Below are 19,495 nucleotides of genomic sequence, written 5' to 3'. Positions count from 1 at the left end.
CTCCCTAGCCCTCTCCCACGGGGAGAGGGGATTAGGCTGCCAGGCCCGAACATTTTCAGGTTTACCTGCCATCCGATCCCCAATCCTGCGCTCTCTGATTTTCAGAAATCTGATTCCCTCTCCCGTGGGAGAGGGTTAGGGAGAGGGCAACGAACCGCAAGGTTCGTCAGATACTCAAATGCCCGTATCATTCATATTATTGATATTATTGTTCGAATTGTATTATTTTCAATAATAATAAATAACCCTAAACCAATATAAATAACGACCATTATCCAACGACTAAACTTCTCTACAATTTCACCAACACCTGAAATATTAGCCAATCTTTGTGCTGTATATACTAAAACAAAAATCAATATTAAAAATACAAGAAGAGTAACTAATAAGTCGACAAGATCTAAAGTCACAAAGTAAGGAACAAAAAGTCCAATATTATCTGCACCACAACTAGCAACTGTAACCAAAGCAACAATACCGACTAATTTTGACAATCCTTTTTCATCCAATTCTTTTTTAGCTCTTTTTTCGCCCTCACAATCGTCGTAAATAGCAACTTTAATACCTAAGTAAATCGGTATTAAACCTAATAAACCCAACACCCATTTTTCCGGAACATAATTCAAAACAAAAGCTAGAAATAAACTAACTAATATTAAAATTGCAGAACCTAAATATTGTCCGATATAAATATCTCGATATTCTTTTCTAGTATTTGCTCTAGCAAAAAATATTAATAGTATTACCAACAAATCTACTGCTGTAGCAATATATAAAACAGCAGCAGTAATCACAGTCGAAAACATAAAGCACCTCATAATGAATCCCGTGCTCCCTTGGCACCACGGCTTTTTCAAAAACCGAATCGCGTTCGGATAACAGATTCGTATCTTTCGCTAAAGAGGCAAGCCTGCGGCTTGCTTACCCTCTCCCTAGCCCTCTCCCACGGGGAGAGGGGATTAAGCTGTTGAGCCCGAACATTTTCGGGTTTACCTGCCAACTGATTCCCAACCCTACGCGCCCTCTGATTTTCAGAAACCTGATCCCCTCTCCTCGTGGGAGAGGGTTAGGGAGAGGGCAACGAATCGCAAGGTTCGTCAGATATTCAAATTTCCCTCATCACTCATAATAATGAATCCCCTGGAACTCCCTTGCCACCACGGCTTCTTCAAAAGCCGAATCGCGTTCGGACAGCGGCGTGGGCAGGGTTATCACGTTTTGCACGTTCATGCCCTTAGTGGAAAGCAGCATGATTTCATGGCTCAGGCGCGCGGCTTCGAAGCGGTCGTGCGTTACCAGCATACACGCCATGCCCTGCCGCTCAATTTTTTCCACCAGCATGGCAACCAAAATATCGCGCAAATCGCGGTCCAAACCGACAAACGGCTCGTCCAGCAAGGCAAGGTCGCAGCCGCACAGCAGCAGGCGCAAAAACGCCACCCGTTTCGCCATGCCGCCGGACAACTCGGTCGGATATTTGTTCAAATCGCCCGCAGTCAGCCCGACTTTCGCCGCCAGCGTGATGATTTCGCCCTCATCGGATTTGTCCATAAAAATCGCAATATTCTGCATCGCGGTCAGGTTTTCCGGCAAGCGGTTTTCCTGAAACAGAAAACCCGTTTTGCGGAAAGTATTGCGTATCGTACCCGATTTCGGCGTTTCCAAGCCCGCAATCAGCCGCAAAACCGTCGTCTTGCCACAGCCGCTCGGCCCGAACAAAGCTTTCACTTCGCCGTGTTGCAGGTTCAAACTGAAATCGCGCACAATGGAGTCGCGGAGAATTTCAAAACGCACGTTTTCAAGACAGAGCATTATCTCCTCCACGGCATAAACAAAATTTCCAAAGGCTTGGTAATCAGGTATTCAAACAGCGACACAAACACGATGACCAACACCACATAAGCCATTACCGTCGAAGTCTCCAGCATCGCCCTCGCGTCCGCAATCCGCGCGCCCACGCCTTCGCTCGCGCCCAAGAGTTCCGCCATAATCACCACCTTCACCCCCATCGCCACCGCCACGCCGATGCTGGAAATCACATAGCCCGTCAGATGCGGGATATACAGATAGCGGATTTTTTTCAGACGGCCTAATTTATAAGCGTCAAACAACTCCTCGTGCTGCTTGTTCACGCTCGCCATCCCGACCGCCGCACTCGCAAACGTCAGTGGCGCAACCAACACAATGATGGTAAACAGCACGCTCGGATTACCGAAACCAAACCAAAACAACGCCATCACTACCCAAATAATCGGCGGCATCGCCAACAAAATCGTAATCACAGGCTTAAGCAACGCCATCGCCGTCTTAAAACTGCCCGCCACCAGCCCCGCCGCCAATCCCGCCACCAGCGCAACCGAAATGCCCACCACCGACCGCCACAGCGAAATCCCGATTTCGTTTTCCTGAAAATGTTTCAATAAATCCAGAGACTTTTGAAACACTTCCACCGGCGCAGGCAGCATAAACTCACCGAACACAGCACTGCCCCACGCCCACAATGCCACCACCACCATCGCCACGCTCAGACCGGCAAAGCCGCTCCAAAGGTAGTCGATGATGTAAAACACCGCAGGTTGCGGTTTGCGGATTTTGTCGGTTTTAATCATGGTTTGGGTGTTGGTTCATAGTGATGGTTTGGAGATGATAGGCCGTCTGAAAATATTGGTTGGGTTAACTGCTAGCGTAACCCAGCTCAATATCATCTAAAAAACGGTGGGCTGAACTTCCTTGCATTGCTGACTATTTTACCCCCGCTTCCCTTTTTGGAGCATGCCCGAAATAGCGTTTGTATTCACGGCTGAACTGACTAGGCGACTCGTAGCCGACTTGGTAAGCAGTTTCGGTAATGCCTCGTCCTTCTTGTGCGATCAGTCGTCTGGCTTCCATCAAACGTAAGGATTTTTGATATTGCAGCGGTGAAAGGCTGGTTATCTTCTTAAAATGACTATGAAAGCCAGATAATGACATGCCGCTCAGATTTGCCAAGGTTTCCACGGTGATGGTTTCACTAAAATGTTGTTGCAGATAATGGGTGGCTTGGGCGATTTTTTGGTGTGTGATCCATTGCTTACCATAGCTTTAAATTTGCCACCTTGCTCGCCTGTAAGGAGTCGATAATAAATTTCTTGTTGGATAAGCGGTGCAAGAAACTCAATATCTTTTGGATTTTCGTGCAAGAGTAATAAGCGTTCAACGGCATTTTTGAGAGATTCATCCAAATGCCATTGTGCAAAACCTTCGTCGCCCTGTTGAATATCATCTGCAAGGTTTGGATTTGCTAATAAAATCTTGCTAACGCTTTCAATATCAATTTTCATCGACATCACTAAAAACGGCTTTTTCGGCTCGGCATATTTAATTTCGCCGCGCATAGGCACATTGACAGGGCAGAACATAAAGTGTTGATTGTCAAAACGGTAACATTGTTCGCCTAGTTGTATTTCACGTTCCCCACTTAACACGATGCAAATGCTCGGTTCTTGAATAATACCCTCGTAGCAAAACGGCTGATCGGCATGGCGCATTACCAAGCCTTTAATTGGAGATGAATAGGTTTCGTTATGTGGAATAACTTTTAATAAGCGTTCTATCGTTTCAGTTGAGAACATGGTTTTGTAGGAATGGGCAAGTAATTTGGATAAATCATATAACACTTCATATTGCTGTTCAATATAATGAACTCACTTTCAACGGCAGTACGCCAAAACATTTAACCAATATTGAATTGAGGACAATATCATGAAAATTTTCTACAAAACATCAGCAACAGCAACCGGTGGACGTGATGGTCGTACCCAAGTGGACGATGGTTCAATCGGCTTTGATTTGGTTTCATTTCAAAATGAAAGCGGCAAACATGGCACTAACCCCGAGCAGCTTTTTGCCATGGGCTATGCGGCCTGCTTTGATAGCGCGATGAACCATGTAGCACCGACTCTTGGTTTGAAACCAACGAAATCTTCCACCACTGTCGGCGTGGGCATCGGTCAAAAACCAGATGGTGCATTCGGTTTGGATTTGGATATCACGATTACCGTAGCAGGTTTGACTGAAGATGAGGCGCGCAAATTAATCACTCGTGCTCACGAAGTTTGCCCTTACTCTAACGCCACTCGTGGCAACGTCGATGTACGTTTACATGTGAATGTTACTCAATCGTTTGATTTGTAATAAAAAATATCATAATAATTAATTTCGACATAAAGGCCGTCTAAAATTTCAGACGGCTTTCTATAATAATATCCAACATATCAACCCATAATTTTTGAAAAGGAAAATATCATGACTGCTTACGTTATCTTTATTCGTGATGAAATGAAAGACCAATCTGCCTATGACCACTACCGAAAACTTGGCGTACCGACACTTGCGCCTTTTGGGGGCGAGATTTTAGTGGCAAATGGTGAGCATGAAGCCTTTGAAGGAGCAGATTTTGATGGCTCCGTAGTATTGCGTTTCCCTGATATGGCATCCGCACGAGCATGGTACAACAGCCCAGAGTATGACCAATTTAAATCCATCCGTTTGGGCGCAACAACTGGCCGTGCAATTTTGGTGGAAGGGATTAATTAAAATCACTTCTTAGAAAAAGGCCGTCTGAAAGATTGATTTCAGACGGCTGTTTGTATGCCGATCTGATTATTGCCTTATAGGTCATTTGAAAAATGATAAATCAGGTATTCCCCTTTTTTTCAGACGGCCTTTCTCCCATTTTAAGCCAAGAAGAACCCGTTATCCGGCAGCTTGCCGCCCAAGAGTTTCGGGTTGAACTGCATCAGGATTTCGTAAAACTTTAAAATCTCGTTCTTCACTTCGCTGCCTTTGGTTACCGTCAGCCGCGCGCCGTCCAAGCCCATGACTAGGGCGGGTTCGGGGGCTGGGAGGTAGTTTTTGCCGATTTTCGCCGCGCTTTGGCGGTTGGCGAGTATCCAGTTGAGCGCGTTTTTCAAATCCTGATGGAAGATGTCGAACTGCGCCTTGTGCGCGTGGAAATATTCTTCGTTGGCGATGATGCCCGCCATCGGAATCAGCGGTTTGGTGTCAAACGCCTGTCCCCATGCCTTCACCAAGTCAAATCCGCGCACGACGTTTACGCCCATGGTTTTGCCTTTCAGTAGGCTGGCAGTTGCCATCGGTTCGGGCAGAATGGCGGCGTGGTAATCCTTGCTCAAAAACAGTCCGACTGCTTCGGGCGGCGTGGCAGTGTAAGTGATGCCGACTTTGTGTGCGTCGATTTTCAGTTTTTTCAACAAGGCTTGCAGCACGATGTCGGGCATGTCGTTTTTAAACGGCACAAGGATTTTTTTGCCGACCAAATCCTGCGGCGAGGCAATCGCGCTGCCTTTGCACATCAGCTGTGTGATGCCGTTGGTCAAAATATTGACCATGCCGACTTTCTGCCCTTGGTTGCGCAGGTTCACGCCGACATTGCTCGGGCTCATCATGACTTTAAATTGTCCGCTTGCTACGCCTGCACGCAGTTGATCGGGCGATCGCCAGATTTTAAGCGATACATCTGCCTGTTTCGCCAGTTTGCCTTGCAACGCTGCTACGGCAATGGTTACGCTGGGCATTGCCGGCGCGCCGTACACGGTAAATTGCTCTTTCCCCGCCGCCAACAGCGAAGGTGAAACACCTGCCGCAGCCAGCGCGGCGGTCATTTTTAAGAAATCGCGTCTTTTCATATCCATTTTTTTATCTCCTAATTCTTAATAAGCCAGTGTAGGCATTCTTTCAGACGGCCTGATTTTAAAAAGCCGCATGCAAACTCAACCAATACGTCCTGCCCGGTGCATACACTACGCTGGGCGACAGGGCGAGGACGTGGTCGCCGCTGATGTGTTCGGCGTATTTTTTGTTGAACACGTTGTTCACGCCCAAGCGCAAGCCGTATTTGTCTTTGATGTTCATGCCTGCGTACACGTCGGCAACGGTAAAGCCTTTGGCGGCTTCGCGTTTGTCTATGCCCAGACCGCTTGCCGCGTCAAAATCGCCGCGGGTTTGTTTGGCGACAAAGCGTGTTGCGGCGCCGATGTTGTAGCTGCCGTGGGCAAAGTAGTTTTTGTAGTCGGCTTGGACGGCGGCTTCAAACGGACGGATTTGATAGAGCGGCCTGCCGTCGGTTTCGTTGTGCCCGTAGTTGTAGGCGGCTTTGATGCCTGCCGCCCAATGCGGATTAAAGTTGTAACGCGCGTAGGCCTGTGCGGTAAACAATCGAGCGTCCACGTTGCGTGTGATGATGCCGCCGCCTTTGGAAGCCGTGCCGCTTTGTCCGTGGGCGCGGTCAAAAATAATCAGGTCTTTGACTTTGTCTGCCACAAGCGTGCCGCCTACGTTCCAGCCTGCGCCTGCCAACGAGTTCATGTAGCCGTTGTAGTAGTCGTTGCGGCTGTCGGCGGTGAGTTCGATGCGGTTGTGTTTTTCGGTTTTCAGCAGGGGATTGCCTGCGATGGCGGCGGCTGGTTTTTGGTTCATCAATGCGCCGTTCATGCGGTTTTGTACGATAGCGGCAAGCGAGTTGAAGCGTTCGGTGTTGTCGCCGATGCGTTCTAAGTGAGCAAGGGAAACGCTGTATTTTTGCGTTTCAGACGGCATGAAATCGTATTTGAGTTCGCCTGAGAAGGCATGACGGCGCACTTTACCGTTGAAGTCGTAGCCGTAATGGGTTTTCCAGATTTGTTGCGATGAGGCGAAGGCAAGGTTGCGGTTCATTGGATGGGCGGGCTGCGCTGTATTTTTGCGTACGTCCGCTTCATTGAGTTCGTAGCTCAAACCCAAGCCCAGTTTGTGTTGGTCGTTGAATTTGTAGGACAAGGTATCGGCAATGCGCCAGCGGTCTAGGTGTACATCGGCGAAACGGTAGCCGTTGAGGAAGTCGCGCATGGCGGTGTGGGCGTTGCGTTCGCCGTTTTGGCTGTCGTTGCGGTAGCTGACGGCGGCGGTGTTGTGGAATTTGCCGAAGTCCGCATCGTGTTTGAGCGAGAAATCATACACTTTGCGGTCAAGCTCTACGAACACTTGCTGCGGCGTGTTGTTTGGTCGCAAGGAGTAATTGTCGGCATGGCGTTTGAGTTTGATGACACCTGCTTCCGCGCTGACCGTATTGCTCAAATCGGCATTGCCCCAACGCGCGTTGAGCTTGGCGATGTGGCGTTCGGTATCCAATGCGTCGTTGACGAACTGCGGTTGGCGGTCGTTGTTGATGTCGTCGTGCAGATAAGTGAGGCGGTATTCCTGATTTTCAGACGGCACGAAACCGAGTACCAAAGCTTGATTGAAACGGCTGTATTTCCAATCGGTCTGATTGCCGTCGCCGTCTTTGTAGCCGTTGGCCTTGGTGTGATTGAGGTTGGCCACGCCGTACACTTTTGCCCTGCGCGCTTGCGCGGTAATGGAATTGTAAAAGCTTTTGCCGTAGAAGCCGCTGTTCGCTTTCAACGGACGGAAGGCTTGGTCTATGTTTTCGGTAACAAAGTAATGATCGCTGCGGTCGGTGCGGTCGAATTGGTTTTCGGGGAAATAGCCCTGAGCCGCGGTCGGAGCAATCGGTTTGGGAGGGGAGAAGGTTTTGACAGGCTGGATTTCATCAGGGTCTGCCAAGGTTTCGGCAAAGCCGTTTGCGGCGGCAAAACTGCTCATTAACAAGCAAATCAAATGGTTTTGTTTCATTATCTATATCCTGATAATCATTTTTATTTATTATGCTCTTAGAGAGAAGCAAAGTAAAGAAACGATAAGGTATTTATTGTCGATAAACACTTAGCGTAGAACACAAATCGGCAAGGAGGAAAATTTTTAGAAGAGGGGAGCGGCGGCGCAGGTTGCATTTGCTCCGAAATCGGGTTTTATCTTCTATTAGTATTTCAGGTTAATAAAGCAAAAGGCTGTCTGAAAACCTCTCTCTTTTCAGACAGCCTTTTGCTGGGTATAATAAATTTACGAATCATTATTATTTCTGTTTAAATGTAGGAGAAACGCATGAGTACCCGTACCGAACACGACACCATGGGCAATGTCGAAGTCCCGTCCGAAGCCTATTGGGGCGCGCAGACCCAGCGCAGCCGTAACAATTTCAAAATCGGCGGTGAAACCCTGCCGCAGCCGTTGATTTATGCTTTGGCGCTGGTGAAAAAAGCCGCCGCAGCAACCAATGTTTCCCTCGGCAGAATTAAGCCCGAGCAGGCGGATTTGATTACGCAGGCGGCGGACGACGTGTTGAACGGCAAGCTCGACGGGCAGTTCCCCTTAGTGGTTTGGCAGACCGGCTCCGGCACGCAGTCCAATATGAACATGAACGAAGTGCTGGCAAACCGCGCCAACGAAATCGCCGGTACGGGTTTGGCGGCGTATCAGCCCGTCCATCCCAACGACCATGTGAACCACGCGCAATCGACCAACGACGCGTTCCCGACCGCCATCCACGTTGCTGCCGCGATTGAAATCAACCGCCACCTGATCCCTGCCGTCCAAGCCTTGCGTGATACATTGGACAAAAAAGCCAAAGAATTCGCCCCCATCGTCAAAATCGGCCGCACCCACTTGCAAGATGCGACGCCGTTGACTTTGGGACAAGAATTTTCCGGCTACGTTTCCCAGCTCGACCACGGCTTAGGCCGTCTGAACGACGCGCTCAAAGGTTTGTACGAACTCGCTTTGGGCGGCACTGCGGTCGGCACGGGTTTGAACAGCCATCCCGAATACGCCGAAAAAGCCGCCGCCAAACTCGCCGAACTGTCCGGCCTGCCGTTTGTCAGCGCGCCGAACAAATTTGAAGCCTTGGGCGGACGCGATGCCGCCGTTGCCGCTTCGGGCGCATTGAAAACGCTGGCGGCAAGCCTGAACAAAATTGCCAACGACATCCGCTGGCTGGCAAGCGGCCCGCGCTGCGGTTTGGGCGAAATCAAAATCCCCGAAAACGAGCCGGGTTCGTCCATCATGCCGGGCAAAGTCAACCCGACCCAATGCGAAGCGATGACCATGGTGTGCTGCCAAGTGTTCGGCAACGACGTTACCATCGGCATGGCGGGTGCATCGGGCAACTTTGAGCTGAACGTCTATATGCCCGTTATCGCCTACAACCTCTTGCAATCCATCCGCCTGTTGGGCGATGCGTGCAACAGCTTCAACGAACACTGCGCCGTCGGCATTGAACCCGTGCCGGAAAAAATCGACTATTTCCTGCACCATTCCCTGATGCTCGTTACCGCGTTAAACCGTAAAATCGGCTACGAAAACGCCGCCAAAGTCGCCAAAACCGCCTACAAAAACGACAAATCGTTGCGCGAAACCGCCATCGAATTGGGCTTGCTGACAGGCGAAGAGTTTGACGAATTGGTCGTTCCTGCCGATATGGTTCATCCGCGTTAAGCTTTAATAATGAAACATGCCGTCTGAAAATGTGTTCAGACAGCATGTTTTTATGCTGCGCTTGTCTTTTCTTCGAATAGGGCAAAAATCATTGGCAGCAGATGGATGCCCATTAGAAATATTATTGAGCTCAAAAATGTACGCCGGGCATAATGCCACGCTTCCGTTCTGTCTGCTTGGGGGAGGAGCGATGCAGTATAGCGGTTGTGTAGGGTTTTTGCGGTGTCATCGTTTTCCAAATAATCCAACGAAAGTACCAATAATTTGCCCGTGTCTTTGTGTTGTAAGAATTTGGCATGTTCAACCCAGATGCCCGGCTTGGCGTGTTCGCATAAAGATTCAATGCCGACGCAAGAGGCTAAGCTGTTTTGGTTGTTTTGCAAAATCGACAGCTCGCTTTTTTCGGCCTGCATGGTGGCGGCGGAGGTTTGATGAAGGTATACACTCATGCCGTTGCTCTCTATTGCTTGAAAATCATGGAGCTGGCTGAATCCGCCATTTTCCCAGGCAACGAATACGGCATAGCATCCGCAGCATAGGCAGATCATGACCAATTTTAAGACAATGTTTTTCATCCTTGCTCCTTTTGTATGAAGACGGCGGCAAAGTCAGGAGGCGTGTTTTCTCGTTTGAAGGTAAGTTTAGGTTTATCTGTTTTTATTGTGCGGTTGAGTGTAACACAGGTAATCAAAAGGCCGTCTGAAAATTTTCAGACGGCCTTTTATTATGTGTTTAGATGGGTTTAAGCCAACAATTCACGCCAGCGTTTGACTTGGAAACGGACTTGTTCAGGCGCGGTGCCGCCCAAGTGGTTGCGCGCGTTTAAGCTGCCTTCGGGTGTCAGTACGCTGTAAACGTCGTCGGCAATCAAACCGCTGAAACCTTGCAAGACTTCAAGCGGCAATTCGCTCAAATCAACGCCAGCTTCATCGGCATGGCGCACGGCTTGGGCAACAACTTCGTGGCTGTCGCGGAAAGGCATGCCTTTTTTCACCAAGTAATCCGCCAAGTCGGTAGCCGTTGCAAAACCCTGCATGACGGCGGCGCGCATATTGTCGGGTTTGACGGTTACACCGCGCATCATGTCGGCGTAAATGCGCAGGGTGTCGATAAGCGTGTCGGCAGTGTCAAACAATGGCTCTTTGTCTTCCTGATTGTCTTTGTTGTATGCCAAAGGTTGCGATTTCATCAGGGTAACCAGGCCGATAAGGTGGCCAATCACGCGACCGGATTTACCGCGCACGAGTTCAGGTACGTCGGGGTTTTTTTTCTGCGGCATGATGGACGAGCCGGTGCAGAAACGGTCGGCGATGTCGATAAAGCCGAAACGCGGGCTCATCCACAAAATCAATTCTTCAGACAGGCGGCTCAGGTGAACCATAATCAGCGAGGCGGCGGCGGTGAACTCAATGGCAAAATCGCGGTCAGATACGGCATCGAGCGAGTTTTGGCAGATTTGTTCAAAGCCCAGCAGCTCGGCGGTAATTTCGCGCTGAATCGGGTAGGTGGTACCGGCCAGTGCGGCGGCGCCGAGCGGCATACGGTTGACGCGTTTGCGACAGTCGGCCATGCGTTCAAAATCGCGGCCGAGCATTTCGACGTAGGCAAGCATGTGATGCCCAAAACTAACGGGTTGGGCAACTTGCAGGTGGGTAAAGCCGGGCATGACGGTTGTGGCGTTTTGTTCTGCTAAATCGACTAAGGCCGTCTGAAGGTTTTGAATCAGGCTTTGAATAACGGTAATTTGATCGCGCAGCCACAGGCGGATGTCGGTAGCGACTTGGTCGTTGCGGCTGCGGCCGGTATGCAGACGTTTGCCCGCATCGCCGATTTTGTCGGTGAGGCGGCGTTCGATGTTCATGTGGACATCTTCCAAATCCAGCGACCAGGAAATAGTTCCTTCCTTGATTTCTGCTATAATCTCGGCCATGCCCTGACGGATGGCGGAGAGGTCGTCTTCGCTCAAAACGCCCGACTGTGTCAGCATTTGCGCGTGTGCCAGCGAGCCTTGGATGTCCCATTCTGCCAGTCGTTTGTCAAAATCAATCGAGCCGGTATATTTTTTGACCAGCTCGGAAACAGGTTCGTTAAAACGGCCTGACCAGGTTTTGTCCTTGCTCATATCAGCATCCTTAAAATATAAATAAAAAAACAGGGTCTACGTCTTCAATATAGCAGACCCGTCTATACATTATGAAAGAAAACGGTTGAAATCATGTCTATTATACGTCAAATAAACCAGAATTTCGCAGTGCCGGATTTGCGCAATTCCGCAACTTTGGTGCGCCTGCTCATTGTTTTATTAATCAGTTTGTTTATCTTTCCGTTGATGACGGTATCGGGCGTACCTTATCCGGAACAGATTTTCCAACATTTTTCATGGGCTTGCCCCGTCATCCTCTTAATTTTACTTAAAGTCTATTTCTTACAGGCATTTGCGCCGTCCCTGCTTCGCTCGCAGTACAGCGTCGTGATTTCCTACGTCTCCAACCTGCTGATTTTTTTGTTTGTCGATCTAGTGATTTTGAAGACGGAGATGTGGCCGCTGATTCAACACTTCTTCTTGCTGACCTTTTTTTGTTTCAGTTTCATGTACATCGAAGCCGCCCGTCGCAACAGCCTTGCGCCTTCCATTTCCGAAGCCAGGCTAAGCGCGTTGACGGCGCGTATCCGTCCGCATTTCTTGTTTAACAGCCTAAATGCCGCCATCAGCTTAATCCGTCTGCGCCCGTATGATGCGGAAACTCTGTTGGAAAATCTGGCCAACCTGTTCCGAGCACAACTACGCGACGGTAGTCAAAACAGTACCTTGGGGCAGGAAATCGAGTGGGCGCAAGAATATATTGCCATCGAGCAAATCCGCATGGGACATATGCGCGTACAGGTTATGTGGCAGCACCATGCGCCCGATGATGCGGAAACGCCGCATCTGCTGCTGCAACCGCTTTTGGAAAATGCCGTATTTCACGGTGTCGAATCTATCCACCGTCCAGGGATAATTACGGTATTAACAAAATTGGAAAAATCATCTATTTTCATCAGTATCGAAAATCCGTGCGGAACAGAACCTAACGAAAATACCAAGCCGCATAAAGGCAATTCTATGGCTCTGCGCAATCTGAAAGAGCGCCTGACTTTGATGTATGACACCGACGCGAAAATCAGAAACATCCAATCAGACGGCCTGTTCCGCGTTGAAATCATATTGCCGTACCGTAAAAAATCAGCCGAAGTTTCCCGTCTGTTTGGCTAAAACGCGTAGAAGAGGGCGGCTTTGGATAGGTTGGACTATTAATACATTAAACAAAATAGTTTAAATTTATTACACTCAGTAACATAACTGTTCCCATTTTTTGAAAACTGGTCTATGATACTTAAAAGGATTGTTTACAATCCTTAATTGCAAATCATTTGCAACTGCCCAGAAGAAAAAACAGAAAAAGGAACAAAGAGATGTTAGAAGCCTATCGTAAAGCCGCCGCCGAGCGCGCCGCCCTTGGTATTCCCGCCCTTCCTCTGACTGCTCAGCAGACTGCTGATTTGGTTGAGCTGCTGAAAAATCCACCTGCCGGTGAAGGTGAATTCTTGGTTGAGCTGTTGGCTCACCGCGTACCACCCGGTGTGGATGATGCCGCCAAAGTTAAAGCCTCATTTTTGGCAGCCGTTGCCGAAGGCAGCGCATCCAGTCCGCTGATTTCCCCTGAGTATGCTACCGAGCTGTTGGGTACCATGCTTGGCGGCTACAACATTCATGCACTCATCGAACTCTTGGACAACGACAAACTTGCGCCTATTGCTGCAAATGGTCTGAAACACACTCTGTTGATGTTTGACTCTTTCCACGATGTTCAAGAAAAAGCCGAAAAAGGCAATAAATACGCGCAAGAAGTATTGCAATCTTGGGCAGATGCCGAATGGTTCACCTCACGCGCCAAAGTTCCAGAAAAAATCACTGTTACCGTCTTCAAAGTCGATGGTGAAACCAATACAGACGACCTCTCTCCTGCACCTGATGCATGGAGCCGTCCTGATATCCCTCTGCACGCGCTGGCGATGTTAAAAAACCCGCGCGATGGCATCACGCCTGACAAACCGGGCGAAGTCGGTCCGATTAAATTATTGGAAGAACTCAAAGCTAAAGGCCATCCGGTTGCTTACGTTGGCGACGTGGTCGGTACCGGTTCTTCACGTAAATCTGCTACCAACTCTGTGATTTGGCATACAGGCGAAGATATTCCGTTCGTACCGAACAAACGTTTTGGCGGCGTATGCCTGGGTGGCAAAATTGCGCCGATTTTCTTCAATACTCAAGAAGACTCCGGCGCATTGCCGATTGAAGTTGATGTATCTGCTCTGAAAATGGGCGATGTCGTCGATATCCTGCCTTATGAAGGCAAAATCGTGAAAAACGGCGAAACTGTTGCCGAGTTCAGCCTGAAATCACAAGTATTGCTGGACGAAGTGCAAGCCGGTGGCCGTATCAACTTGATTATTGGTCGCGGTCTGACTGCCAAAGCGCGCGAAGCACTGAAATTGCCTGCTTCTACCGAGTTCCGTCTGCCTCAAGCGCCTGCCGAAAGCAAAGCCGGTTTCACCTTGGCTCAAAAAATGGTTGGCCGTGCCTGCGGTTTGCCGGAAGGCAAAGGCGTGCGTCCGGGTACTTACTGCGAACCACGCATGACTACTGTTGGCTCGCAAGATACTACCGGTCCGATGACTCGCGACGAATTGAAAGACCTGGCTTGCTTGGGCTTCTCAGCAGATATGGTGATGCAGTCTTTCTGTCACACCGCGGCTTATCCAAAACCTGTCGATGTGAGAACTCATAAAGAATTGCCTGCTTTCATCTCTACCCGTGGCGGTGTATCCCTGCGTCCGGGTGATGGCGTGATTCACTCATGGCTCAACCGTCTGCTGTTGCCTGATACAGTTGGTACCGGCGGCGACAGCCACACCCGTTTCCCTATCGGTATTTCTTTCCCTGCCGGCTCCGGCTTGGTTGCTTTCGCAGCAGCCACCGGTGTGATGCCGCTCGATATGCCTGAGTCTGTATTGGTACGCTTCAGCGGTAAACTGCAACCGGGCGTAACCCTGCGTGACTTGGTGAACGCCATTCCGCTGTACGCGATTAAACAAGGTCTGCTTACTGTTGCCAAAGCCGGTAAGAAAAACATCTTCTCCGGCCGCATCCTCGAAATCGAAGGTCTGCCTGATTTGAAAGTGGAACAAGCCTTTGAATTAACTGACGCGTCCGCCGAACGCTCCGCTGCAGGCTGTACTGTGAAGCTCAACAAAGAGCCGATTATCGAGTACATGAAATCCAATATTGTGTTGATGAAAAACATGATTGCCAACGGCTATCAAGATTCGCGCACTTTGGAACGCCGTATCAAAGCCATGGAAGCATGGTTGGCAAATCCTGAGTTGCTCGAAGCAGATAAAGATGCCGAATACGCCGCCGTGATTGAAATCAACATGGACGACATTAAAGAGCCGATTATTGCTTGCCCGAACGACCCAGATGACGTGTGCTTCATGTCTGAACGCTCCGGCACCAAAATTGACGAAGTGTTCATCGGTTCTTGTATGACCAACATCGGCCACTTCCGCGCCGCTTCCAAACTCTTGGAAGGCAAGAGCGATATTCCCGTGCGCCTGTGGGTAGCGCCGCCGACCAAAATGGACGCGAAAGAGTTGTCCGACGAAGGCCACTACGGCGTACTCGGCCGTGCCGGCGCGCGTATGGAAATGCCGGGTTGCTCATTGTGTATGGGTAACCAAGCACAAGTACACGAAGGCGCGACTGTAATGTCCACATCTACCCGTAACTTCCCGAACCGCTTGGGTAAAAACACCTTTGTTTACCTCGGCTCGGCTGAGTTGGCGGCAATCTGCTCCAAACTGGGTAAAATCCCGACTGTTGAAGAATACCAAGCCAATATCGGTATCATCAACGAGCAGGGCGACCAAATCTACCGCTACATGAACTTCAACGAAATCGACAGCTACAACGAAGTAGCCGAAACCGTGAATGTTTAAGGTAACAAGCTAAACCGATTTTCAGACGGCCTAAAATAATAAAGGCCGTCTGAAACGGAAAAATAAAGGGCGTGTTTATCACGTCCTTTTTATTTTCAGCTTAATAAAAGGCCGTCTGAAAGATAAGTTTCAGACGGCCTTTGCTTAGGATAAATAATCAGAAAACCGATTAATCAGCGTTGTTTACTTTACGCCAAAACCAGGTTGAAGCAGGGCGCAAGGCTGACGCTCGTGACGGCTGCGGCGTGTTCTGCCGGCAATTTTGCCGCAGACAATACCCGGATCGTTTTTCTCTTCTACTTTTTTCGAGTTTTTGTCTGACTTATTCGCATATTCGTTGCGTTTGTTTCTATCATCGCGGCGAGAGCGGCTGTCGTTGTGCTGAACCGGTTGCGCTTCGGCTTCATCTTGATTGTCGTTGCCCCACCAATGCGGCTCAAAGCCTTCGATGCGTTCCACATTCAAATCGCTGCCGGTTAGTTCTTTAATAGATTCAAACATTTTCTGTTCGGTTTTATCCATTAAGGAAATGGCAACGCCGTCAGCACCGGCTCGGCCGGTGCGTCCGATGCGGTGGACGTAGTCTTCAGGTTGGGTTGGCAGCTCGTAGTTGATGACGAAAGGCAACTCGGCAATATCCAGGCCGCGTGCGGCAACGTCAGTGGCAACCAAAACGCGTAATGTACCTTCTTTAAAGGCGTTGAGGGTTTCCAGTCGGCTTTGTTGGGATTTGTCGCCGTGGATGGATTGCGCGGCAATGTTGCGGCGGACGAGGTCGCGGGTAACTTGATCGACGCTTTGTTTGGTTTTGCAGAAAACAATAACTTGATTCATATGCAAATCAACAATCAGACGTTCGAGCAGGTTGCGTTTTTTAAGTGCATCAACGGCAATGATGTGTTGCTCGACATTGGCGTTGGTGGTGTTTTGCGCGGCCACCTCGACCATTTCAGGCGTGTGCATAAAATCTTGCGCAAGCTTGCGGATAGGCGGTGAGAAAGTGGCGGAAAAAAGCAGGGTTTGTCGCTGTTTGGGCAACATCTGCATGATTTTGCGGATATCGTCGATGAAACCCATATCAAGCATACGGTCGGCTTCATCGAGTACGACGATTTCAACTTTGTTTAAATTAATGTTTTTTTGTTTGACGTGGTCGAGCAGTCGGCCAACCGTAGCGACAACGATTTCACAACCGGCGCGCAAGTCGGCAGTTTGTTTGTCCATATTGACGCCGCCGAAGAGTACGGTATGGCGCAAAGGAAGATTTTTAATATATGCCTGCACGTTTTGATCGATTTGATCGGCCAGTTCGCGGGTCGGGGTCAATACCAACATGCGGACAGGGTGCATGGCAGGGGAGGTGCTGGATGTGGCGTAGCGTTTCAGGCGTTCGAGGCTGGGCAGCATAAAGGCGGCGGTTTTACCTGTGCCGGTTTGTGCTGCGGCCAAAAGATCGTGTCCTGCCAAGGCTTTAGGAATCGCTGCGGCTTGGATAGGCGTCGGGTTTTCATACCCTTGATCGGTTAGGGCAGAGACTAATTCGCTGCCTAAACCGAGTGAAGAGAAAGGATTCATGATGGTGGCTTTCTGTTCAGACGGCCTTTTGAATGGTGAGGCCGTCTGAAAAATCTGATTCTGAAATGGATAAACCGCAGTATGATGTTGATTCTGCGGTTTGAAAAAATGGGGAGCGGGATAATCCGTCAAGTAGCCCATTATGCCATAAAAAGAGGGACTCCCCAAATGATGGTTGCGACTAGGAGCAGCTACGTTTTGATATTTTTACAGTGAAAAAACAGAAAAAATGATTGGTCTGCAAGATTTTGAGTTTATTGAGGATTAAGCATTTGTCTTAACTTCAATAGAATTAATTTATCAAAAACTTACAGGCTGAAATGAAACTAAATTGTACTCATGTACTCAATATTGGGGTACAGAGCTTGTTTTTTGGCCTGTATCTCCCGTTTAACGGTAAACCATAAAATCAAAATTTAGGAATATACAATTATGAAAACTTTATTGATCGCTCTTGCAACTGGTAGCCTGATGTTGGCAGCTTGTTCTTCTTCCAAACCTGAAGAAGCGGCAGCGCCACGCATCACTGTTGAAGAAGCAATGACTCAATGCCAACAAGCATCTGGTGAAAATGCTGACCGCGCTGTGTTTGATGCTTGCATGAAAGGCAAAGGCTATCAACGTACGGCTGAATCAGCTGCCTCCGAGCCTGCTGCATCTGAGCCGGTAGCTGCTCCTGAAACTGCTGCTCCTGAAGCTGCGGCTTCTGAGCCTGCCGCCAAAGCTGCTCCTGCTAAAAAAGCTGTTAAGAAAGCAAAAAAATAAGCTTCATAAAATTCAAGGAAGTCACCATCATCAATACTCCGGATGAAGGCAGACTTAGAGCAACTTGAAAACAAAAGCCGTCTGAATATGTTTCAGACGGCCTTTGTTTTTTATGTATAAGGACATTATTAGAAAATATGGTTTTGGTTTTATTAAGAAAATAAAAAAGACGTGTAACGGGTACACGTCTTTTTCGGAGAATAAACCTTATTGCTTATATTCGCTGCCGTCTTCGCGGAAAAGTTTTGGCTGTTCGCCTTTTTCCACCACCTCTTTATTGATGACAACTTTGGCTACGTCTTTCAAATCTGGTAGGGCGTACATGGTGTCCAAGAGACAGCGTTCGACGATAGAGCGCAGACCGCGCGCACCGGTTTTGCGTTCCATCGCCAGTTTGGCAATGCTGCGCAAAGCGTCTTCTTCAAACTCAAGGCCGACATCTTCCATTTCAAACAAGGTTTGGTATTGTTTGACCAAGGCGTTTTTCGGTTCGGTCAAAATGTTGACCAAAGCATCTTCGTCCAATTCTGCCAGTGTGGCAATCACAGGCAGACGGCCGATAAGCTCGGGAATCAAACCGAATTTAATCAAGTCTTCAGGCTCAACTGTTTCAAACAGAGCTGAAATATCGGCGTTTTCATCTTTGCTGTGTACCGCAGCACCAAAGCCGATACCGCCTTTTTCAGTACGTTGGCGGATGACTTTTTCCAAGCCGGCAAATGCACCGCCGCAGATAAAGAGGATGTTGGTGGTGTCAACGTTGATGAATTCTTGGTTCGGATGTTTGCGGCCACCTTGAGGGGGAACGCTGGCTACCGTGCCTTCAATCAGTTTCAGCAAGGCTTGTTGCACGCCTTCGCCGGATACGTCGCGCGTAATGGACGGATTGTCGCTTTTACGTGAGATTTTATCGATTTCATCAATATAAACGATGCCACGCTGGGCTTTTTCAACGTCAAAATCACATTTGCCCAAAAGTTTGGTGATGATTTGTTCGACGTCTTCACCGACATAACCGGCTTCGGTCAAGGTTGTGGCATCCGCCATAACAAAAGGGACATCCAGTTTGCGCGCCAAAGATTGCGCCAACAGGGTTTTACCTGAGCCGGTAGGGCCGATCAGCAGAATATTGGATTTTGACAATTCGACTTTGCCGTCTGCTTTTGGATGGCGCAGGCGTTTGTAGTGGTTGTAAACCGATACTGCCAATGCTTTTTTTGCGTGTTCCTGACCGATAACGTGGTCGTTGAGGTTGGCAACGATTTCGGCCGGGGTAGGCAGTTTTTTCTCGGCGTTTTTTTCGTTCGCTTTGGCAAGCTCGTTTTCAATTTTGCCGGATTCGTTGTCTTGCAGCATCATGCCGCAAGTTTCTACACATTCGTTGCAGATGAAGGCGTGTTCGCCTTCGATCAGATTTTTAACGTCGTTTTCGGACTTCCCGCAGAATGAACAGGTGCGTTTTTCTTCAGACATAATAATTTCTTCGTATGGTTGTATGGAGGCTGTGTTGTAAAGGGGGAACAGATATTTCGGGCAGATTGCCGGATTGAGGGAATGCCTCTGACAAAGGAGCCTAAGTATAATGACTATCTTGTGTTTTTTCAAATCAGAGCAGGCATTGCGCCGTGTCGTCTAAGAAACAGATGAGGGCGCTGGATTTGAATATCTCGCAAACAAACGCAAAGTTTTCTCAACTCGCTTTACAATTAGAGAAAAATTTAACAGAATGTTGAATTAAATGTATTTT

17 protein-coding genes are annotated in these 19,495 nt (G+C 48.9%); 6 read left to right on the top strand and 11 right to left on the bottom strand.

The window, feature by feature from the left end; translation table 11 throughout:
* Window positions 1-191 precede the first annotated feature (191 nt).
* From HMPREF2608_RS08150 to HMPREF2608_RS08135, 5 genes are all read right to left on the bottom strand, one after another.
* Window positions 192-806: a CadD family cadmium resistance transporter gene (locus HMPREF2608_RS08150; protein ID WP_070826601.1), complete on the bottom strand. Its 615-nt coding sequence runs from the start codon at window positions 804-806 to the stop codon at window positions 192-194.
* Window positions 807-1,119: 313 nt separating this feature from the next.
* Window positions 1,120-1,812 (bottom strand): ATP-binding cassette domain-containing protein, encoded by a 693-nt coding sequence (locus HMPREF2608_RS08145; RefSeq protein ID WP_210402779.1) that lies wholly within the window; start codon window positions 1,810-1,812, stop codon window positions 1,120-1,122.
* Window positions 1,812-2,609, bottom strand: a complete 798-nt coding sequence (locus HMPREF2608_RS08140; RefSeq protein ID WP_049230919.1) for an ABC transporter permease — start codon at window positions 2,607-2,609, stop codon at window positions 1,812-1,814. The genes HMPREF2608_RS08145 and HMPREF2608_RS08140 overlap by 1 nt, the downstream gene beginning before the upstream one ends.
* 133 nt (window positions 2,610-2,742) lie before the next feature.
* A complete protein-coding gene (locus HMPREF2608_RS11570) occupies window positions 2,743-2,997 on the bottom strand; it encodes a helix-turn-helix transcriptional regulator (RefSeq protein ID WP_210402778.1) in 255 nt (84 codons plus the stop codon).
* Complete coding sequence (locus HMPREF2608_RS08135; RefSeq protein ID WP_210402777.1) at window positions 2,976-3,656, bottom strand: AraC family transcriptional regulator; 681 nt, start codon at window positions 3,654-3,656, stop codon at window positions 2,976-2,978. The genes HMPREF2608_RS11570 and HMPREF2608_RS08135 overlap by 22 nt, the downstream gene beginning before the upstream one ends.
* A gap of 85 nt (window positions 3,657-3,741) precedes the next feature.
* Here HMPREF2608_RS08135 and HMPREF2608_RS08130 point away from each other — a divergent pair, with 85 nt between their 5' ends.
* Together HMPREF2608_RS08130 and HMPREF2608_RS08125 are read left to right on the top strand one after the other, a co-directional pair.
* Window positions 3,742-4,173, top strand: a complete 432-nt coding sequence (locus HMPREF2608_RS08130) for an organic hydroperoxide resistance protein (RefSeq protein ID WP_070826577.1) — start codon at window positions 3,742-3,744, stop codon at window positions 4,171-4,173.
* A gap of 111 nt (window positions 4,174-4,284) precedes the next feature.
* Window positions 4,285-4,575 (top strand): DUF1330 domain-containing protein, encoded by a 291-nt coding sequence (locus HMPREF2608_RS08125; protein ID WP_070826576.1) that lies wholly within the window; start codon window positions 4,285-4,287, stop codon window positions 4,573-4,575.
* A 140-nt stretch (window positions 4,576-4,715) separates the two neighbouring features.
* Here HMPREF2608_RS08125 and HMPREF2608_RS08120 read toward each other — a convergent pair whose 3' ends face one another.
* Together HMPREF2608_RS08120 and HMPREF2608_RS08115 are read right to left on the bottom strand one after the other, a co-directional pair.
* Window positions 4,716-5,693, bottom strand: coding sequence for an ABC transporter substrate-binding protein (locus HMPREF2608_RS08120; RefSeq protein WP_049335420.1), 978 nt, complete (start codon window positions 5,691-5,693; stop codon window positions 4,716-4,718).
* 58 nt (window positions 5,694-5,751) lie between these two features.
* Window positions 5,752-7,671 carry a TonB-dependent receptor gene (locus HMPREF2608_RS08115; RefSeq protein WP_070826575.1) on the bottom strand — a complete coding sequence of 640 codons (1,920 nt, stop codon included), beginning with the start codon at window positions 7,669-7,671 and terminating at the stop codon, window positions 5,752-5,754.
* Window positions 7,672-7,980: 309 nt separating this feature from the next.
* Here HMPREF2608_RS08115 and fumC point away from each other — a divergent pair, with 309 nt between their 5' ends.
* The gene (gene fumC / locus HMPREF2608_RS08110; RefSeq protein WP_070826574.1) at window positions 7,981-9,369 is read left to right on the top strand and encodes a class II fumarate hydratase; all 1,389 of its coding nucleotides are present in this window, start codon (window positions 7,981-7,983) and stop codon (window positions 9,367-9,369) included.
* 50 nt (window positions 9,370-9,419) lie between these two features.
* On the opposite strand, the gene HMPREF2608_RS08105 is transcribed toward fumC, so the two are convergent.
* Together HMPREF2608_RS08105 and argH are read right to left on the bottom strand one after the other, a co-directional pair.
* Window positions 9,420-9,944: a hypothetical protein gene (locus HMPREF2608_RS08105; RefSeq protein ID WP_070826573.1), complete on the bottom strand. Its 525-nt coding sequence runs from the start codon at window positions 9,942-9,944 to the stop codon at window positions 9,420-9,422.
* A 167-nt stretch (window positions 9,945-10,111) separates the two neighbouring features.
* The gene (gene argH, locus HMPREF2608_RS08100) at window positions 10,112-11,491 is read right to left on the bottom strand and encodes an argininosuccinate lyase (RefSeq protein ID WP_070826572.1); all 1,380 of its coding nucleotides are present in this window, start codon (window positions 11,489-11,491) and stop codon (window positions 10,112-10,114) included.
* 93 nt (window positions 11,492-11,584) lie between these two features.
* Between argH and HMPREF2608_RS08095 the strand changes: the two genes are divergently transcribed.
* Together HMPREF2608_RS08095 and acnB are read left to right on the top strand one after the other, a co-directional pair.
* The gene (locus HMPREF2608_RS08095; protein WP_070826571.1) at window positions 11,585-12,622 is read left to right on the top strand and encodes a sensor histidine kinase; all 1,038 of its coding nucleotides are present in this window, start codon (window positions 11,585-11,587) and stop codon (window positions 12,620-12,622) included.
* Between the two features lie 200 nt (window positions 12,623-12,822).
* A complete protein-coding gene (gene acnB, locus HMPREF2608_RS08090; RefSeq protein WP_070826570.1) occupies window positions 12,823-15,408 on the top strand; it encodes a bifunctional aconitate hydratase 2/2-methylisocitrate dehydratase in 2,586 nt (861 codons plus the stop codon).
* Window positions 15,409-15,591: 183 nt separating this feature from the next.
* On the opposite strand, the gene HMPREF2608_RS08085 is transcribed toward acnB, so the two are convergent.
* On the bottom strand, window positions 15,592-16,986 hold the full coding sequence (locus HMPREF2608_RS08085; protein ID WP_141761483.1) for a DEAD/DEAH box helicase: 1,395 nt from the start codon (window positions 16,984-16,986) through the stop codon (window positions 15,592-15,594).
* 429 nt (window positions 16,987-17,415) lie between these two features.
* Between HMPREF2608_RS08085 and HMPREF2608_RS08080 the strand changes: the two genes are divergently transcribed.
* A complete protein-coding gene (locus HMPREF2608_RS08080) occupies window positions 17,416-17,748 on the top strand; it encodes a hypothetical protein (protein WP_070826568.1) in 333 nt (110 codons plus the stop codon).
* 207 nt (window positions 17,749-17,955) lie between these two features.
* On the opposite strand, the gene clpX is transcribed toward HMPREF2608_RS08080, so the two are convergent.
* The gene (gene clpX / locus HMPREF2608_RS08075) at window positions 17,956-19,221 is read right to left on the bottom strand and encodes an ATP-dependent Clp protease ATP-binding subunit ClpX (protein ID WP_070826567.1); all 1,266 of its coding nucleotides are present in this window, start codon (window positions 19,219-19,221) and stop codon (window positions 17,956-17,958) included.
* Between the last annotated feature and the right edge of the window lie 274 nt (window positions 19,222-19,495).

This window comes from Neisseria sp. HMSC064D07, assembly GCF_001837185.1.
GTDB classification, from domain to species: Bacteria; Pseudomonadota; Gammaproteobacteria; order Burkholderiales; family Neisseriaceae; genus Neisseria; species Neisseria flavescens_C.
Note: the sequence above shows the minus strand (reverse complement) of the source record. Positions and strands in the feature narration are given on the sequence as shown.

Excerpts from the sequence above, each read along its gene's own strand:
- HMPREF2608_RS08150 (WP_070826601.1), bottom strand. The coding sequence starts at position 806 with ATGTTTTCGACTGTGATTACTGCTGCTGTTTTATATATTGCTACAGCA.
- HMPREF2608_RS08145 (WP_210402779.1), bottom strand. The coding sequence starts at position 1,812 with ATGCTCTGTCTTGAAAACGTGCGTTTTGAAATTCTCCGCGACTCCATT.
- HMPREF2608_RS08140 (WP_049230919.1), bottom strand. The coding sequence starts at position 2,609 with ATGATTAAAACCGACAAAATCCGCAAACCGCAACCTGCGGTGTTTTAC.
- HMPREF2608_RS08130 (WP_070826577.1), top strand. The coding sequence starts at position 3,742 with ATGAAAATTTTCTACAAAACATCAGCAACAGCAACCGGTGGACGTGAT.
- HMPREF2608_RS08125 (WP_070826576.1), top strand. The coding sequence starts at position 4,285 with ATGACTGCTTACGTTATCTTTATTCGTGATGAAATGAAAGACCAATCT.
- HMPREF2608_RS08120 (WP_049335420.1), bottom strand. The coding sequence starts at position 5,693 with ATGGATATGAAAAGACGCGATTTCTTAAAAATGACCGCCGCGCTGGCT.
- HMPREF2608_RS08115 (WP_070826575.1), bottom strand. The coding sequence starts at position 7,671 with ATGAAACAAAACCATTTGATTTGCTTGTTAATGAGCAGTTTTGCCGCC.
- fumC (WP_070826574.1), top strand. The coding sequence starts at position 7,981 with ATGAGTACCCGTACCGAACACGACACCATGGGCAATGTCGAAGTCCCG.
- HMPREF2608_RS08105 (WP_070826573.1), bottom strand. The coding sequence starts at position 9,944 with ATGAAAAACATTGTCTTAAAATTGGTCATGATCTGCCTATGCTGCGGA.
- argH (WP_070826572.1), bottom strand. The coding sequence starts at position 11,491 with ATGAGCAAGGACAAAACCTGGTCAGGCCGTTTTAACGAACCTGTTTCC.
- HMPREF2608_RS08095 (WP_070826571.1), top strand. The coding sequence starts at position 11,585 with ATGTCTATTATACGTCAAATAAACCAGAATTTCGCAGTGCCGGATTTG.
- acnB (WP_070826570.1), top strand. The coding sequence starts at position 12,823 with ATGTTAGAAGCCTATCGTAAAGCCGCCGCCGAGCGCGCCGCCCTTGGT.
- HMPREF2608_RS08080 (WP_070826568.1), top strand. The coding sequence starts at position 17,416 with ATGAAAACTTTATTGATCGCTCTTGCAACTGGTAGCCTGATGTTGGCA.
- clpX (WP_070826567.1), bottom strand. The coding sequence starts at position 19,221 with ATGTCTGAAGAAAAACGCACCTGTTCATTCTGCGGGAAGTCCGAAAAC.